The sequence below is a fragment of the Sporosarcina aquimarina genome (assembly GCF_033253705.1).
In the GTDB taxonomy this organism is placed as follows: Bacteria; Bacillota; Bacilli; order Bacillales_A; family Planococcaceae; genus Sporosarcina; species Sporosarcina aquimarina.
The window spans coordinates 1-17,874 of sequence record NZ_JAUBDH010000002.1 but is presented as its reverse complement, the minus strand read 5'-3'; the positions used below and the strand labels follow the sequence as shown (position 1 = coordinate 17,874).

The 17,874-nt window shown below is 41.0% G+C and carries 21 protein-coding genes; all 21 read left to right on the top strand.

Going from position 1 to position 17,874, the window contains the following annotated elements:
- Positions 1-55: 55 nt before the first annotated feature.
- The gene (gene aroQ, locus QT716_RS02620) at positions 56-496 is read left to right on the top strand and encodes a type II 3-dehydroquinate dehydratase (RefSeq protein ID WP_317934264.1); all 441 of its coding nucleotides are present in this window, start codon (positions 56-58) and stop codon (positions 494-496) included.
- 5 nt (positions 497-501) lie between these two features.
- A complete protein-coding gene (locus tag QT716_RS02615; protein ID WP_317934263.1) occupies positions 502-1,560 on the top strand; it encodes a M24 family metallopeptidase in 1,059 nt (352 codons plus the stop codon).
- 19 nt (positions 1,561-1,579) lie between these two features.
- Entirely contained in the window at positions 1,580-2,137 is a 558-nt protein-coding gene (efp, locus tag QT716_RS02610; protein ID WP_317934262.1) for an elongation factor P, read from the top strand.
- A 121-nt stretch (positions 2,138-2,258) separates the two neighbouring features.
- A complete protein-coding gene (locus QT716_RS02605) occupies positions 2,259-2,468 on the top strand; it encodes a hypothetical protein (protein ID WP_025784730.1) in 210 nt (69 codons plus the stop codon).
- Positions 2,447-2,845: a hypothetical protein gene (locus QT716_RS02600; protein ID WP_317934260.1), complete on the top strand. Its 399-nt coding sequence runs from the start codon at positions 2,447-2,449 to the stop codon at positions 2,843-2,845. The genes QT716_RS02605 and QT716_RS02600 overlap by 22 nt, the downstream gene beginning before the upstream one ends.
- Positions 2,846-2,852: 7 nt before the next feature.
- Positions 2,853-3,755, top strand: coding sequence for a stage III sporulation protein AE (locus QT716_RS02595; protein ID WP_317934258.1), 903 nt, complete (start codon positions 2,853-2,855; stop codon positions 3,753-3,755).
- 255 nt (positions 3,756-4,010) lie between these two features.
- A complete protein-coding gene (locus QT716_RS02590) occupies positions 4,011-4,442 on the top strand; it encodes a hypothetical protein (RefSeq protein ID WP_317934257.1) in 432 nt (143 codons plus the stop codon).
- Positions 4,429-4,974: a SpoIIIAH-like family protein gene (locus QT716_RS02585; RefSeq protein WP_317934256.1), complete on the top strand. Its 546-nt coding sequence runs from the start codon at positions 4,429-4,431 to the stop codon at positions 4,972-4,974. The genes QT716_RS02590 and QT716_RS02585 overlap by 14 nt, the downstream gene beginning before the upstream one ends.
- Positions 4,975-5,125: 151 nt before the next feature.
- A complete protein-coding gene (accB, locus tag QT716_RS02580) occupies positions 5,126-5,662 on the top strand; it encodes an acetyl-CoA carboxylase biotin carboxyl carrier protein (protein WP_317934254.1) in 537 nt (178 codons plus the stop codon).
- Between the two features lie 14 nt (positions 5,663-5,676).
- Positions 5,677-7,029, top strand: coding sequence for an acetyl-CoA carboxylase biotin carboxylase subunit (accC, locus tag QT716_RS02575; protein WP_317934253.1), 1,353 nt, complete (start codon positions 5,677-5,679; stop codon positions 7,027-7,029).
- A gap of 18 nt (positions 7,030-7,047) precedes the next feature.
- Positions 7,048-7,446, top strand: coding sequence for an Asp23/Gls24 family envelope stress response protein (locus QT716_RS02570; protein WP_317934251.1), 399 nt, complete (start codon positions 7,048-7,050; stop codon positions 7,444-7,446).
- Between the two features lie 110 nt (positions 7,447-7,556).
- Positions 7,557-7,943 (top strand): transcription antitermination factor NusB, encoded by a 387-nt coding sequence (nusB, locus tag QT716_RS02565; protein WP_317934249.1) that lies wholly within the window; start codon positions 7,557-7,559, stop codon positions 7,941-7,943.
- A gap of 5 nt (positions 7,944-7,948) precedes the next feature.
- A complete protein-coding gene (gene folD, locus QT716_RS02560) occupies positions 7,949-8,809 on the top strand; it encodes a bifunctional methylenetetrahydrofolate dehydrogenase/methenyltetrahydrofolate cyclohydrolase FolD (RefSeq protein WP_317934248.1) in 861 nt (286 codons plus the stop codon).
- 85 nt (positions 8,810-8,894) lie between these two features.
- Complete coding sequence (xseA, locus tag QT716_RS02555) at positions 8,895-10,247, top strand: exodeoxyribonuclease VII large subunit (protein WP_317934246.1); 1,353 nt, start codon at positions 8,895-8,897, stop codon at positions 10,245-10,247.
- A complete protein-coding gene (gene xseB / locus QT716_RS02550) occupies positions 10,248-10,490 on the top strand; it encodes an exodeoxyribonuclease VII small subunit (RefSeq protein WP_317934244.1) in 243 nt (80 codons plus the stop codon). It begins immediately after the preceding gene.
- Positions 10,483-11,367, top strand: a complete 885-nt coding sequence (locus QT716_RS02545) for a polyprenyl synthetase family protein (RefSeq protein WP_317934243.1) — start codon at positions 10,483-10,485, stop codon at positions 11,365-11,367. The genes xseB and QT716_RS02545 overlap by 8 nt, the downstream gene beginning before the upstream one ends.
- Positions 11,368-11,464: 97 nt before the next feature.
- On the top strand, positions 11,465-13,366 hold the full coding sequence (gene dxs, locus QT716_RS02540; protein ID WP_317934241.1) for a 1-deoxy-D-xylulose-5-phosphate synthase: 1,902 nt from the start codon (positions 11,465-11,467) through the stop codon (positions 13,364-13,366).
- Positions 13,363-14,184 carry a TlyA family RNA methyltransferase gene (locus QT716_RS02535; protein WP_317934240.1) on the top strand — a complete coding sequence of 274 codons (822 nt, stop codon included), beginning with the start codon at positions 13,363-13,365 and terminating at the stop codon, positions 14,182-14,184. The genes dxs and QT716_RS02535 overlap by 4 nt, the downstream gene beginning before the upstream one ends.
- 78 nt (positions 14,185-14,262) lie before the next feature.
- On the top strand, positions 14,263-14,712 hold the full coding sequence (gene ahrC, locus QT716_RS02530; RefSeq protein ID WP_317934239.1) for a transcriptional regulator AhrC/ArgR: 450 nt from the start codon (positions 14,263-14,265) through the stop codon (positions 14,710-14,712).
- Between the two features lie 17 nt (positions 14,713-14,729).
- The gene (gene recN, locus QT716_RS02525; protein ID WP_317934237.1) at positions 14,730-16,424 is read left to right on the top strand and encodes a DNA repair protein RecN; all 1,695 of its coding nucleotides are present in this window, start codon (positions 14,730-14,732) and stop codon (positions 16,422-16,424) included.
- Positions 16,425-16,553: 129 nt separating this feature from the next.
- Positions 16,554-17,525: a SpoIVB peptidase S55 domain-containing protein gene (locus QT716_RS02520; RefSeq protein WP_317934235.1), complete on the top strand. Its 972-nt coding sequence runs from the start codon at positions 16,554-16,556 to the stop codon at positions 17,523-17,525.
- Positions 17,526-17,874 lie beyond the last annotated feature (349 nt).

Genomic DNA, 17,874 nt, shown 5'->3' with positions numbered 1-17,874 from the left:
ACCTCGTCAAAATGTTGTGATAAAATAGAAAGGAAAATGGCTAGGGGCTGATACAATGGATTTGTTGCTGTTAAATGGACCTAACTTAAATCGACTAGGAAAAAGAGAACCTGATGTTTATGGTCATGAAACACTTGCGGATATTGAAAAACGAATTCGCTTGTTGTGCTCTGATCATGAAGTCGGGTTGTCTTGTTTTCAATCGAATCATGAAGGTGCATTGATAGATCGTATACATCAGGCGGCAGATGAAGGCACAAAAGGTATTGTTTTTAATCCTGGGGCGTACACACACACGAGTATTGCTCTTCGTGACGCGATTGCCTCGGTAGAAATTCCAGTAGTGGAAGTTCATCTATCAAATATACATAAACGTGAGTCTTTTAGACAAAATTCAATGCTTGCCCCCGTGTGTATAGGACAAATTTCTGGATTAGGGTCGGATGGCTATGAGTTAGCCGCCCGTGCTTTATTAACAAAAATAGGGAGGAACTGATACGTATGAAACTTGATAAACTAAGAAAATTGTTAGTAGAAAATGAGCTGGATGCTTTACTTATTACAAGCGGTTACAATCGCCGATATATGACGAACTTTACTGGAACTGCAGGCGCGGCAATTGTTTCTGGAAATGACGCTGTGTTTATTACCGACTTCAGATATATGGAGCAGGCTGCAGACCAAATTAAAGACTTTAGAATTGTCCAACATGACAAAACGATGATTGAAGAAGTCGCGCAACAATTGGAAGAAATGAAAGTTCAACGAGTAGGATTTGAAAAAGACGACTTAACATTTGGCATGTACGAGCTATACAAAAGTAAGGTGGCAGCTGAATTATTCCCTACTTCAGGGCTTGTCGAAAAACTGCGTATCATAAAAACACCGGAAGAGCTGGAAATACTAAAGCAAGCTGCAAAAATTGCTGATGATGCATTTACACATATATGTGGATTCATCAAAGCGGGTATGACTGAGCTAGAAGTATCCAACGAGTTAGAATTCTTCATGCGTAAACAAGGAGCCACTTCATCTTCCTTTGACACAATTGTCGCCTCGGGTGTTCGTGGAGCACTTCCACACGGCGTCGCTAGTGATAAAAAAATACAATCTGGAGAACTCGTGACATTAGATTACGGTGCGTTGTATAATGGATACATCTCCGACATAACGCGAACAGTGGCGGTCGGCGAACCATCGGATGAAATGCGGGAAATCTATGAGATTACCCTTGCTGCTCAGAAATTAGCAGTTGAAGGCATTAAACCTGGGATGACCGGCATCCAAGCAGATGCACTTGCTCGGGATTACATTGCTTCAAAAGGATATGGTGACGCGTTTGGTCATTCAACTGGACATGGAATTGGTCTTGAAGTACACGAGTCTCCAGGGTTGTCATTCCGCTCAGAAACGATTCTTGAGCCGAATATGACAGTTACAGCAGAACCGGGTATTTACTTACCAGGGATTGGCGGCGTTCGAATCGAAGACGATCTAGTGATTACAGAAGATGGCTGTGAACGGTTAACGCACTGTACAAAAGAACTGCAAATTTTATAATGCTATTGGAGGAAACGGAATGATTTCAGTAAACGATTTTAAAACAGGTTTGACAATAGAGGTAGATGGGGACATTTGGCGTGTCATGGATTTCCAACACGTTAAACCAGGTAAAGGCGCTGCATTTGTGCGCTCAAAACTACGCAACCTTCGATCAGGAAATGTGAACGAAAAAACTTTTCGTGCTGGTGAAAAAGTAGCCAAAGCACAAATTGATAATAAGCGCATGCAATATTTGTATGCAAATGGAGATGACCATGTCTTCATGGACAATGAGAGCTTCGAACAAATCGAACTTTCATCAAAACAAATCGAAGATGAATTAAATTATCTTAAAGAGAATATGGAAGTACATGTTATTCAATATAAAGAAGAGGTTCTTGGAGTTGAAGTTCCCGCTACAGTTGTTTTGGAAGTTAGCGAAACTGAACCGGGTATTAAAGGGGACACAGCGAGCGGCGGTTCTAAACCTGCAAAACTAGAGACTGGTCTTACTGTACAAGTTCCTTTCTTCGTCAATATTGGAGATAAATTGATTATCAATACAGAAGAAGGAGAATATGTGTCACGCGCATAATTCTTTATCAACATTCGTATAATCTCGTATTAAAACGCTTGTCCGTTTATTAAAATGGGCAAGCGTTTTTTCATATTCTTTCATAGAGCTGCGTATAGTGAATCAGGAGGAGGATGTCCGGATGGAATTAAATGACTTACTGCGAATTGCCGGCATCGGACTGGTTATCGGTTGTTTGCATATCTTCTTTGAACAAACTGGAAAGAAAGAGTTTTCTTTTTTTCTATTTTTCATTGCCTATTTGTATATAGCAGTTGAGATGATTCGTTTTTTAAAGATCTTCTTTACGGAGATATCTGAGTTCTTTCAATGGCTTTCGCTGGCAATGTAATGGCACTTCTCTTTCAATTACTTGCTGTTTTCCTACTGCTGTTAATCATCCAATTCGCTGTTCCTCAGTTACATCCGATACTCTATAGCGCGATTTATTTGTTCGTTTTTGCGTATGTCACGTTCACTGTACTCGTTCCTTTCATCAAGAAACTAAGTGAATTGTTCCATGGAATACCTCAGCCTTATGGGCGACTGCTAATCGTAAGTGCGTTCTTATTTTTCATATCAGAAGCAATAACTCATCACCTATCTGAATCTGGGTACACATCATTAGCCAACCTGGCATTACTTGTAATCAAAATAGCGATTCTCACCCTTTGGCTGCCTGAGTTAATGAATCTGATTCAAACACTCACAACGCTTATTGCGCCGTGAACAGGGGATGATGTTCATAATCGATTTCGTTCAATCACTCGTCGGTGGTCTCCTATACAGTTTTATCATTGTAATAATTACCTCTTTGTTTGCAACAGTGATGAACTACTTGTTTCCATCCTACGCGGAGTGGATTAAGCAATTATTTTTTGTCGTAATCGTCTTAGTTGTGCTGCGTCCCGCATTTTTACAACTTTTACTCGTCCAGTCCCTTATGAAATCGATTGCCGTACTTTTTATTACGAGTTATCCGATATTGACTGCTGGTATGGCGATTTCGGGAAATGCACTGAACTTAATCAACTTCCAACCCGCACTGCTGCTTTTTGCAAATGGCGCTGTATATTTTGCGGATCGTTTGTTACTTCCGCTCGTTACAGTGGCCTTGTTATTTGATGTCGTCACCCGTTTATATCCGCTCATTTCATATTCCAAATTATCGGACATGCTCCGGACAACTTTACTCGCTACAGTCTCATCAGTTGTTGCAGCGTATTCCGTATTCATAACTGCTGGAGGAGTCGTATCATGGGGGATTTCTGAAGCTGCAAGTGAACCGATAAAAGAGTTAATCCGGCAGAACATTCCATTTGTAGGATCGCTGGTTACGGATAGTATGGGGTCACTCGGCCGATATTCTTCTGGCGCTGGATTCATGGTGGGCGGGTGGCTGTTGGTTACGTTATGGAGTATTTCGATTTTGCCTGTTGTCCAAACTCTAGTCCTTGCGTTCTTATATCGCTGGAGTGCAGCACTTATAGAACCATTCACCTCAATAGAAATATCCGACTTGTTAGATGACATCGGCCGATCCTTATTCGTATTATGTGCGATTACATTCTTAATGATTTTTGCTTTTGTTTATACAGTTTTGTTTTTTATAGTCTATATAAAATTAGCTGTGAATTAGTTTGAAAGGAGTGTAGCGAGTTGAAAAGTTTTTAATTGGTGTTGTCCTTATATCGGTTCTATCGGGGATCTTGTCAATGATGTTGCCGGAATCTCGAAAGGAAGAATTCGGTCATCTCGCGAAACTTGCGGCGGGCATGTGGTTGCTGTTCAATATCTTTTCGTTTCTTAGGTTATACGAATAGAACTGAGTGCATACATTGTGTCATAGATGAACAGGCCCTAGCCCCTATCAGACAGATGGAATGGTGATGAGATGCAAAAACCAACTGGGAAGATGCAAATGGTCCTTTTTCTAGGGATCATAGCTCTAGTGTTCATCTTACTTAATCCTCCCTGGAATTCTAAGAATGCAACATCCGGGAATATTAGCGAAAAGGAGGGGAGCCAAGAAGTAATAGCACTTGAAGCAGCATTACAAAAAATGGATGGTGTAGGTGAGGTATCGATTTATCTCCATCCTCCAACGGGAACTAAAGAACAATCACCGCTTTCCGACTACTTTACGAAGTCAGCGGATTCCAACACACGTGAAGCAACTGGCGTACTTGTTGTGGCAGAAGGAGCTGGAAATCCTGGTTTGAAGTCTGAACTCACACGAATTCTATCAGCTGTACTTCAAATACCAGAACATCGAATTGTGATCGTTGAAATGACCAAAAGGGGGAACCATGATGAGAACGAATAAACGTACAGTGTGGTTTTTAACATTGATGAGTCTTGTTGCTGTAATTTCGATTTATTATATTAAAGAAAAAGCGCCAATGCCATTCGATGGAGTAAAGATTTTTTCAAGTGATATGACTGAAACAGCTGAGAAACCGAAAAAAGGTTCTTCAGACAAACAAACGCCTGTTTTTGCAACTTCTTATGTGTTTGAAGAAATGCGTATGGCTGTCCGGGATGAGCGTAGTAAAATTCAAGGACAACTGGATGCTAAAATGACTTCACCTGATTCTACTGCTGAAGAGAAAAATGAGGCTTTCAATGAAATGGCAGAGCTTACAAAACGTGATTCTGCAGAAGCCCTTTTGGAATTACAGATAAAGGCTCTAGGATATCCGGAAGCTTTTGTAAGAACTGAAAACGGTGACGTTCAAGTAACAGTACTTTCAACTGAAGGACATTCTGCTAAATTAGCTGATGAAATCACTCAATATGTCCTTGCAAGCTGGGATCATGCAAAGAGAGTACAAGTCGATTTCACAGGTAATCAGTAATCCAGTAAAGGCCCATTGCGTAGGGTCTTTTTTTTATTTGCAGATTTTTCGAGGGCAAATGGAGGTTAACTATTTCAAAATCCGTTAAAAACGTCTACTATAGAGGATGAGGGTGTAAAAACAATACTTTATGGAGTCAGGAGAATCGTTCATGTTAAAGATTCAAGAAATTAGAGAAATTATTAAACTTATCGATCAATCTTCAATTGACAAATTCACGTACGAAGCAGACGGAGCAAAAATTAAAATCGTAAAAAGCAACCAAAATGCATCACAATCGATGCCTGCTCAAGCACCAACAACAGCTCCAGATGTACAAGATTCAACTTCAGGGGCGCAACAAGTTCAGCAATCTGTTCAAGAACCGATTCAGGCTCCGAAGAAAGAGGCTGCTGCTCCTGTTGCAGAAACGATACAACCTGCAGCGGAAACGGCTGTAGATCCTTCAGTGAAAAGCATCGTGTCTCCAATGGTTGGAACTTTCTATCAGTCATCATCGCCAGAATCAGCGCCTTTTGCGAAAGTCGGACAAAAAGTCAGCACAGAGGATGTAGTCTGTATCGTAGAAGCGATGAAATTGTTCAACGAAATTGAAGCAGAAGTTTCGGGTGAGATTGTAGAAATTCTAGTTAAAGATGGCCAGCTTGTTGAATATGGTCAACCTCTATTCCTTGTAAAAGAAAATTAAAGGAGGAACGGACGATGAAAAAAATTCTAATTGCCAATCGTGGTGAAATCGCGGTTCGTATTATTCGTGCATGCAAAGAACTCGATCTTCAGACAGTCGCCGTTTACTCTGAAGCAGATCGCGATGCATTGCATGTTAAAATTGCCGATGAAGCATATTGTATCGGACCTAAACTTTCAAAAGACAGCTACTTAAACTTTTCCAATATTATTAGTGTTGCCAAAATGACCGGATGCGATGGGATCCATCCGGGATATGGTTTTCTTGCAGAAAATGCTAGTTTTGCAGAAATGTGTGAAGAAGTAAATATCGAATTCGTTGGTCCTACTTCTGATGCAATTGCTCGTATGGGTACGAAAGATGCTGCACGCGAAACAATGCGTTTAGCAGGAGTTCCAATCGTTCCAGGATCTGATGGCATTGTTGCCGATGAAGAGGAAGCGCTTACCGTTGCAGAGAAAATCGGGTATCCAGTTATTATTAAAGCGACAGCTGGCGGAGGCGGAAAAGGGATTCGCGTTGCACGTGATCCTGAAGAACTTAAAAAAGGTATTAAAGTTACTCAAAAAGAAGCTGCCGCTGCATTTGGCAACCCAGGAGTATACCTTGAAAAGTTCATCGAGGTATTCCGTCACGTAGAAATTCAAGTTTTGGCGGACAAGCACGGTAACACGGTTCACCTTGGTGAACGAGATTGCTCCATTCAACGCCGTATGCAAAAGTTAGTTGAAGAAGCCCCGTCTCCAGCACTAACGCCAGAGATTCGAAAACAAATGGGAGATGCTGCTGTGAAAGCTGCAGAAGCAGTAGATTACCGTGGGGCGGGAACGGTTGAATTCATCTTCGATCACATCAACCAGAAGTTTTACTTCATGGAAATGAATACAAGAATCCAAGTGGAACATCCTGTTACAGAAATGATTACAGGGATTGACCTCATTCAGCAGCAATTGAAAGTGGCAGCAGGTGAAAAGCTTCCCTTCAAACAAAAGGATATTAAAATTAATGGATGGTCAATCGAATGTCGCATTAATGCTGAAAATCCAGAGAAAAACTTCATGCCATCTCCTGGAACTGTAACGATGTACTTACCGCCAGGCGGCAATGGTGTACGTGTGGATTCAGCTGTTTACCCAGGCTATAAAATACCGCCGTTTTATGATTCAATGGTTGCAAAACTAATTGTTCACGCAGATACGCGTGAAGAAGCAGTAGCTCGAATGAAACGCGCACTAGATGAATTTGTTGTTGAAGGTGTGAAAACAACAATTCCATTCCATTATAATCTCATGAATAACGAAGTGTTTAAATCAGGTGATTTTGATACTAAATTCCTTGAAAAATACGATGTCATGAATTCGAAATAAGGAAGGAGGCATGCTGTTATGGCTGATAAAACAAATTCCTTTTTTGAAACGAACGCTAAACCTGGAGAAAGTCTCGGACGCATTGAGCTTGCTCCCGAAGTATTAGAAGTGATCATTGGAATTGCAACTACAGAAGTAGAAGGTATCGCTATGACTTCGGGGAACTTTGCAACAGGCGTTGCAGAAAAACTTGGTAAAGTGATACATGGCAAAGGCGTCAAAACAAATTGGATTGATAATAAGCTCATCATTGACGTTTATTGTGTAGCGGAAGAAGGAGAACTCATCCCACAAGTCGCGGAAAATGTTCAGAAAAAAATTAGGGAAGCGGTCTTTCATATGACCTCTATTGAAGCTGGAGAAGTCAATGTGCATGTTACCGGAATCCGTTCTGAAACACTTTCAGTGACAGAATAGACAAAAGCATCATCTTCGGATGATGCTTTTGCCTATTCTGACTGTATCTTCATACAGCATTTGTGCTATGATAAAGCCTAATCGATACAGTGACGAAGGAGACAAATTGTATGAAACGAAGAGAAGCGAGAGAAAAAGCGGTTCAGACCCTTTTCCAGCTTGATGGAACGACACTGCCTGTAGAAGAGGCAATTAGCTATATTACTGATGGACCGATTGACTCTTTTTATGAAAAACTTGTAATAGGAACTAGGGAAAACCGCGAAGCGATTGATGAAGTTCTCACAGAAAAACTAGAGAACTGGTCATTAGACAGACTTCCTAAAATCGAGCGGACAGTACTTCGACTTGCAGTTTATGAATTGCTCTATAACGAAGATGTTCCTCACAAAGTTGCGGTCAACGAAGCAATCGAATTGTCGAAAACTTTTGGAGACGAAAAGTCAGGACGTTTTGTCAATGGCGTTCTTTCTAAATTTGAACAACAAAGGATGTGACTGTTTTGTCTAGTGCTTTAATAGACGGAAAAGCAATCGGTAAGAAGATTCGAGAAGAAATTAAAGTAGACGTGGATCGGCTAATCGAAAGAGGGTGTCGTCCAGGTCTAGCAGTTGTTCTTGTTGGTGAAGACCAAGCATCCCGTACATATGTGAGAAATAAAGAGAAATCCAGTACTGCAGTGGGTATGAAATCTGAGCTGATTGAGCTGCCTATCAGTGTAAGTCAGAAAGATTTGTTGAAGACAGTAGAACGGTTAAATGAGGATCCAACTATTCATGGCATTCTCGTTCAATTGCCGCTGCCAGCTCATATTGATGAAAACAAAGTAATTCGATCCATCTCGCCTAGAAAAGATGTAGACGGTTTTCATCCTGAGAACGTAGGTAAGATGATTATTGGACAATCATCCTATGTGTCCTGCACACCAGCTGGCATTTTAGAATTACTTAAGCATTCCGGTACCGAAATATCTGGAAAGCATGCAGTTATAGTAGGGCGCAGTAATATCGTGGGTAAGCCTATGGGGCAATTGCTTCTCCAAAAAGATGCAACAGTGACCTATTGCCATTCTAAAACAGAAAACCTGGAAGATTTTACACGTCAAGCCGATATCCTGATTGTCGCAATTGGACATGCAAAGTATATTACTTCCGAACATATTAAAGAAGGTGCAACAGTTATTGATGTTGGTATGAATCGGGATGAAAATGGAAAACTCTGTGGAGATGTGGATTTCGACAGTGTAAAAGAAAAAGCTGGCGCAATTACTCCAGTCCCAGGCGGTGTCGGTCCTATGACGGTAACCATGTTATTGAAAAACACACTGACTAGCGCTCAATTATCTTGCAGTAGTTATATTTAAAAAACGGCTTTTGCCGTTACATAGAATTCAACAGTGCTGTTTCTTATATAGAGAGACAGCTTTTTATACGCAGGGAGGGAGTTCGTTGTCAGGTAATCCATACTTAACCGTACAAGCAGTGACGAAATACATTAAGCGGAAATTTGATGCCGATCCGCACTTGCGTAATGTATATGTAAAAGGTGAGTTGTCTAACGTCAAAATTCACCCTAGTGGTCATATTTACTTCACATTAAAAGATGATAAAAGCAGAATTCAGTCCGCGATGTTCCGTGGAAATGCTTCTAATTTAAAATTCAGACTGGAAAGCGGCATGAATGTGCTGATTACTGGTGATATTAATGTTTACGAAAGCAGCGGGCAGTATCAATTATATGCCCAAACGATGGAACCTGATGGGATCGGTGCCCTTTTCCTTGCGTTTGAACAGCTAAAAGAACAACTCAGTAAAGAAGGATTGTTTGATGTAAGATGGAAGCAGCAATTACCATGGATTCCAAGAAAAGTGGGCGTGATAACAGCTCGTTCTGGTGCTGCTTTTCAAGATATTTGTTCAACAATAGGCCGAAGATTCCCGATGGCAGAAATAGTGCTGTTTCCTGCGGCAGTTCAAGGACGGGAGGCTGTACCATCTATTGTTGAAGCAATTGGACAAGCCGAAAGTTACGGCAATTTGGATGTACTTATAATCGGCAGAGGCGGAGGCTCTATTGAAGACTTGTGGGCATTTAACGAAGAAGAAGTTGCACGTGCCATTTTTTCTTGTCGAATCCCAACGATTAGTGCAGTTGGCCATGAAACAGATACAACGATAGCCGATTTTGTTGCAGACCACCGTGCTCCTACTCCTACTGCTGCGGCAGAACTGGCTGTGCCAGCAAAAGAGGAATTAGCTGGACGTATATTAGATCGAAAACGAGTGATTTACCGATTTCTTTCAACACGGTTAACCCAAGAACAAAAAAGATTAGATCGAATGAGAAACTCCTATCCTTTTCTTTATCCTGAAAGACTGTATCGACCATTTATAGAAAAACAATCTTCACTGGAAGAACGTCTTATTAGAAGCCGTGGTGAGTTATTGTATCGCAAAACCCAAGAGTTTTCACAGAAAACTGCCCGATTGCAATATGTTTCACCCTCAGCGGTGTTAAAGCAGCGGCTTAAAGAGTCAACAGTAACTGAAGAGAGACTAATTCGTGCGATGCAGCAGTCATTAGGCGGGAAAAAAGATCGCTTTTTAGCAGATATCCGTATGCTGCAAGCACTTAACCCACTCAGTGTAATGGAAAGAGGATTTTCGATTATCTACAAGGAAGGCGCAGTCGTGAAGACTGCCGATGCGCTAGCATCCGGAGATTCTGTAAAAATCAATATGCAAGACGGCACAGCGGTAGCAGAAATTCGCTCAATTGAACTGCAGAAGGAGGAATCGTGAATGGATACGGATTCAATGAAATTTGAAGATGCGATGTTGCAGCTTGAAAAAATCGTTCAACAACTTGAAACTGGTGATGTTCAATTAGAAGACTCAATCGATTTGTATAAAAAGGGCATGGAACTATCGACATTCTGCCAACAGAAATTACAACATGCAGAAAAACAGCTTATTTCGATAGTCGATAAAGAAGGCCAGGAAACGACATTAGCATCTTCGAAAGGAGAGGACACTAGTGAATGAACAGTTAAAAGCATTCATGGATGAAAAACTTCCTCTCTTACATACTCATTTTAAAAAAGTATTCGAAGGTACAAATTATCCAGCCTCACTGGCTGAATCGATGGCTTATTCTGTGAATGCTGGCGGAAAAAGAATTCGGCCTCTATTAGTTCTGGCAACACTTGAAGATTTAAAGGCTGCTTCAGAAGATGCTATTCAAGTTGCGAGTGCTATTGAATTCATCCATACCTATTCACTTATTCATGATGATCTCCCTTGTATGGACGATGACGATGTTAGAAGAGGGAATCCAACGAATCACGTTGTGTATGGTGAAGCGACTGCTGTTCTGGCTGCAGATGCTTTACAAACTCTAGCTTTTGAAGAACTAGCATCACTTCAACATACAGAACCAAAGACAATATTGGCTATATTGAAAGCTGTTTCAGTAGCTTCAGGCGCAGCAGGTATGGTCGGAGGACAAGTCCTTGATATGCAGGGAGAAAGAACACAACTGACACTTGCGGAACTTGAAAAGGTTCATGTACACAAAACAGGTGCGTTGTTAGCGTGTTGTATCGAAGCAGGTGCGTTACTAGCCAACACCACTGAACATAAGAAAGAAAAGCTGCGGATTTTTTCCGAAAACATCGGACTTGCTTTTCAAATCAAAGACGATATCCTGGATATCACTGCGACTACGGAGCAACTGGGTAAGACAGCCAACAAAGACTTAGCTAGTGACAAGAGTACCTATCCAGCGTTACTTGGTCTAGATGGTGCACAAAAAAAGCTTGCAAGTCATCATGGAAAAGCAATGGAAGCTTTAAAAGAAATCGAATTGGAAAAGTCCTTATTGGCGCATATCGCTGATTATATTATCGATCGCAAAGCGTAAAATAAGGCGTCTAAATGGTACTGTCCGCTCGGTTATTGATATAATGATGAAAACTAACCGAAACAGTAGTATTAACTTATGAAGGTGTGTGATAAAGATGGATCTTACAAAGATCAGCAATCCATCGGATATTCAAAATTTCAACATAGATGAGATGAAAGAACTCGCTGCAGATATCCGAAAGTTTCTTATTAATAAATGTTCTGTCACTGGTGGACATATTGGGCCAAATCTAGGTGTCGTCGAATTGACGATAGCTCTTCATAAATTTTTTAACAGTCCGTCAGACAAGTTCATTTGGGATGTAGGGCACCAAGCATATGTGCACAAAATCCTTACAGGCCGTGCTGGTGATTTTGATACGCTTAGAAAGTATAAAGGCTTGAGCGGTTTCCCTAAGATGTCTGAAAGTGAACATGACGTCTGGGAAACAGGGCACAGCTCGACTTCGCTCTCAGCTGCAATGGGCATGGCGGCAGCACGAGATATCAAGGGTGAAGATAATTATGTAATTCCAATCATTGGTGATGGTGCATTAACTGGTGGTATGGCGTTGGAAGCACTTAATCATATTGGCAGTCAGCAAACAAATATGATTGTCATTTTAAATGATAACGAAATGTCAATAGCGCCAAATGTAGGAGCATTGCATTCTGTATTAGGAAAACTTCGTACTGCTGGTAAGTATAACAGTGTAAAAGATGATGTAGAAGAACTCATAAAGCGAATTCCTGCAGTTGGCGGCAGAATGGCTTCTTTAGTTGAAAGGCTTAAAGACAGCTTGAAATATTTAGTCGTTTCCGGGGTGTTTTTCGAAGAACTCGGATTCACCTATTTAGGACCGATTGATGGACATGATTTCAATGAACTTGAGCGTAATCTTCTCTATGCGAAAAAAGTAGAAGGTCCAGTTCTTCTTCATGTTGTAACAAAAAAAGGAAAAGGGTATCATCCTGCTGAAAATGATAAAATTGGGACATGGCATGGAACGGGTCCATACAAAATCGAGACAGGAGATTTTGTTAAGTCACCTGCTAAAGGTCCTTCATGGAGTGGCTTAGTTGCAGCGACAGTTGCAAGACTTGCACGAAGCGACCGCCGTATTGCTACGATTACACCTGCGATGCCGGTTGGCTCAAAACTTGAAGCTATTTCAGCTGAATTCCCAGATCGTTTCTACGACGTCGGAATTGCTGAACAGCATGCAGCTACAATGGCTGCTGGTATGGCAACGCAAGGTATGAAACCATTCTTGTCGATTTATTCAACATTTCTACAACGTGCCTACGATCAGTTGGTGCACGATATCGCACGACAAAATTTAAATGTGTTCATAGGGATAGATCGAGCTGGACTTGTAGGGGCTGATGGAGAGACTCATCAAGGCGTTTTTGACATCGCATTCTTGCGGCATTTACCTAATATGGTCATCATGATGCCTAAAGACGAAAACGAAGGTCAGCATATGGTTAATACTGCCCTTGCTTACGATGATGGTCCAATTGCAATGCGTTATCCTCGCGGTAATGGGTTCGGAATTCCGATGGATGAAACCTTAAAAGTCTTACCTATCGGATCGTGGGAAAAGTTAACAGACGGAGAAGATGCAACTATTTTAACGTTTGGAACAACAATTCCATTAGCCTATGAAGCAGCAGAAATTCTAGCTGAGCGTGGAGTATCGGCGAGCATAGTGAACGCACGTTTCATTAAACCATTAGATGAAAAAATGCTGGACGAACTTTTTGCATTGGGCAAACCGATAATCACTGTCGAGGAAGCTGTTCTTGCAGGCGGTTTTGGTAGTGCGGTTCTTGAATACGCACACGATACTGGCGCGAATGGTGTTCCAATTCACCGCATGGGTATTCCAGATCAATATATTGAACATGGTGACGTTGAAGCGTTACTAACTGAAATCGGGATGACTCCTGTAGCGTTAGCTGATTTAACAGCAGATGCGATTTCCGTAAACGAACGTAAGAAGGAACTGCAATGACAAATTCTGAATCGAAAGAACGCGTTGACGTACTTCTCGTTCAACGCGGTCTAGTTGAAACGAGAGAACAAGCTAAGCGATCGATAATGGCTGGAATCGTTTATTCTAACGAAACTCGTATGGACAAACCCGGTGAAAAGATTAAGTCTTCTCTGCCTTTGCAAGTAAAAGGCTCGACATTAAGATATGTTAGCCGTGGGGGATTAAAATTAGAAAAAGCCCTGGAAGACTTCGATGTTTCAGTAGAGGGTAAAATCATGCTGGACATCGGGTCCTCAACGGGGGGCTTTACTGATTGTGCGCTGCAAAATGGTGCACAGCATTGCTACGCTCTCGACGTCGGAACTAACCAGCTTGCTTGGAAAATCCGATCAGATGAGCGGGTTACTGTAATGGAACGTTGTAATTTCCGTTACGCTACGCCTGACATGTTTACTGAAGGACTTCCTAATTTCGCTACAATTGACGTCTCATTTATTTCCCTAGGGCTGATTCTTCCTCCATTAAAAAAGATTCTGATTCCTGGTGGCGACGTGCTAGCACTCGTAAAACCTCAGTTTGAAGCTGGTAAAGACAATGTAGGGAAAAAAGGCATTGTTCGGGATGTCGCAATCCATAAACTGGTATTGAGTCAAGTAGCTGAATTTGCAGCACGCGAAGGATTCAGTCTTCGTAACATGACGTTTTCACCAGTAACCGGAGGAGAAGGGAATATTGAATTTCTTTTTCATTTAGTCTCTGAAGAAATTCCATCAACATCTTATACAGAAGAGGATTACTTAGATTTAGCAAAACGCGCTCATTCTGAATTGGCTTAAGGTTATGATGTTTTGGTTACCTTAACCAATTAAATGAGTGTGCAGTTTTTTATAAATGACGTGCAGGGAGTGATTGATATGAACAAAGGCCAGCGACATCTTCGCATCCGAGAGATTATTACCTCAAAAGAGATTGAAACACAAGACCAGCTTGTAGATACTTTAAAAAACGCGGGCGTTGATGTTACACAGGCTACGGTTTCACGTGATATTAAGGAATTGCACTTATACAAATCACCACTTCCAAATGGCCGTTACAAGTACAGTTTGCCAGCTAACCCCCAATTTAATATTGAGGATAAACTACATCGTATGTTGACAGATGCTTTTGTAAGTATCGATGGAGCAAGTCATTTTCTCATTTTGAAAACGTTACCAGGAAATGCCCATGCTGTAGGTTCACTTATCGATCATTTAGAATGGTTGGAAATGCTTGGCACAATTTGTGGTGACGATACGTGTATGATAATTTGCAGAAATGAAACAGCAGCAGGTACTGTGAAAGAGCGTCTGCTGGGAATGCTGTAAGAGAGGGGGAAAGTCCCTTGTTAAGTGAACTTTCCATTAAGAATTTCGCAATCATTGAAGAACTTGATGTTTCGTTTGAAGAGGGACTTACCGTTCTGACAGGAGAAACAGGAGCCGGAAAGTCGATTATTATAGATGCAGTTCAACTGGTGGCAGGCGGGCGAGGTTCGGTTGAGTTTATCCGTCATGGTACGAAAAAAGCTGAGCTTGAAGCCATGTTTACCGTTTCTAATTCAACTCATCCGATTTTCAATAAGCTGGATGAATTCGGCATAGAAGCTGAAGAGGGAACCATTATCTTGAGACGCGAATTAAATCAGAATGGTAAAACGACATGTCGAGTGAACGGTAAACTTGTTACGATTGCAATTCTAAGGGAATTAGGATCTCAGTTGATTGATATTCATGGACAACATGAAAACCAGGAACTTATGCATCAAAAACAGCATATTCATCTTTTGGATTCTTTTGCCGGAACTCCATTTAAAACAGCGATGAAAAATTACAGTGAGCTGTATGGAGATTATGTAAAACTCCGTAAAAAATTAAGCCTTGCATCAGAAAACGAGCAACAAATTGCACAGCGGATCGACCTTTATTCTTTCCAGTTGACCGAAATCGATGAGGCGGCACTTCAAATAGGCGAAGAAGAATCATTGGAGTCTGAAAAAGTAAAACTTCAGCATTTTCATCGCTTGTTCGATCGATTGAATAATGCATACGAAGCGATACAAGGCGATTCACATGCCCTTGATTTTTTAGGAACAGCAATGAGTGATCTAGAAGATGCTGCATCTGTTGATAAGGATCTAAAACCATTAGCCGAAACGACAGGAGAAAGTTTTTATTCTCTTCAAGATGTTGCCCACGAGATTAAAGGAATGATCGATGAGATGGAGTATGATTCAAATCGGTTGGAGGAAGTAGACAATCGATTAGCTCTTTTTACGACATTGAAGAGAAAGTATGGAGACTCAATTGAAGACATCTTGATATACAGAGATAAGATAGCAGATCGGTTAGATGAATTAATCAATCGCGATGATCGTCTTGAAAAGGAACAAGAAAAATTGAATTCTTTACGCGCAGACTTAGAAATTGAAGCTGAAGAACTCTCTGTCATCCGTCAGAAATCGGCTACAATGCTTGAGGCTGCGATTATGGAACAACTACGCCAGCTACATATGGAAAAAGCCGAGTTTGAAGTTCGAATCGACCGGAAAGAAGCAAACGCTTTTGACTATAACGGCTTTGATGAAGTTGCGTTTTATATTGCAACTAATGTTGGGGAACCGATGAAACCTTTGGTTAAAGTGGCTTCCGGCGGTGAATTATCACGCTTTATGTTGGCGCTAAAGACAATCTTTTCCAAACACCAAGGAATCACCTCGATTATTTTTGACGAAGTGGATACAGGAGTAAGCGGCCGGGTTGCTCAAGCTATTGCTGAAAAAATTGCAATGGTCGCTATGAATTCCCAGGTATTATGTATTTCTCATTTGCCTCAAGTTGCTGCAATGGCGGATCATCATTATCTGATTCGAAAAGAAGTAACAGATGAAAGAACTCGCACTTCCATTCAAGACGTTTTAGAAGAAGATCGAACCCGAGAGCTGTCTCGAATGCTTTCTGGTGCGGAAGTGACTCCACTAACCTTGCGTCATGCTGATGAGTTGCTGCAATTAGCAGAAGCAAGAAAAACAACATTATAACTGATTAAGGATGTCGGTGTCTTCGCCGATGTTCTTTTTTTCTAATTCCACCTTTGCATGTTTTAACCTTTCATAAGAAGTCGAAGAAAGGACATTCTATAGGTAATCTCAATAAGAAGGAGGTGACTTATGGAATGGAATAGACAGCTGAAAGTGATCATGATGTCGGTTTTGATGGTTATTGCGCTGCCTCTTACGTCAATTTCAGCATTTGCGGCAAATGGATCTTTAATTCCAATGGGAAATTCAATTGGAATTCAACTCGAACTTTCCGGCGTGTTTGTTTCAAGTGATGTCGTACTAAGCGATAAAAAAGCTTCGCTAAAAGCGGGTGATCAGTTAATCGGTATAAATGACGCATCCATCACTTCAATGAAAACTCTTGAAGAGCAAGTTGGTTCCTTGGGAGACACCGATGAATTGAAACTGACGCTTACGAGGCAAGGAACGGAAGTAACAATTAAAACCGATGGCTTATTGTTCAAACGGTCATTACCTTTTTTAAAAGACACAACTGAAGGAACAGGGACGCTTACCTATGTGGATCCCGAAAAAGGATCATATGGTGCACTAGGTCATCAAATTATTGACAGCTCTTTGAATAGCGCTCCCGATTTTGAAAGTGGATCGATTTACCTTTCAGAAATTGAGCAAATCAAAAAAAGTTCCCCAGGAAAACCAGGATATAAGATCTCTTCAATTATCGATCAGGAAGATACGCTAGGTTCTATATTGACCAACAGTGTATATGGAATTTTCGGCGATTGGACTGCTTCTTATAAAGAAGTCTTGACGGAACCTATAGAAGTTATGCAGCCAACTGAACTAAAAGTTGGCACAGCTCAAATTTTAACGACAATCCAAGGTACTGAGGTGGAATCTTTCACGATTGAGGTTTCAAAAATTGCAGAAGAATCTTTTCAATTTAAGCTGACAGACAAACGTCTGCTTGAAAAAACAGGAGGAATTCTGCAAGGTATGAGTGGGAGTCCGGTAATCCAAAATGGAAAGTTTGTCGGTGCTGTCACACATATGTTCGTCGACGAACCTGAAAAAGGTGCTGGTCTATTCCTTGGAAAAATGACCGAAGTAGGAAAGTGAATAAAACAGCCAACTCCATTTCGGAGTTGGCTGTTTTAGGTTATAATTAAAATGTTTGAAATCAAAGAATTCCGTCGAATTAAGGGGAAACCGTACGCCATTGGATTCATCTTTTTTTATAATAAAGGAAATAGGATAGCTTTGTCGAAAATTTTATACTAGAATCAAATCGATAAGGTATATACAGTTGAGTCACCACTGTGTGTCAATCAAGGAGGAAATGGGATGTAACCGTCAAGTAGGATTCAACAGTTTTTGAAAAATAACACTCAACAGTTTTCGTCAATTAAGACTCAACACTTTGCTCTGTAAAAAGGGCTTTTCGATATTTCATTCTAATGCTGTCTTG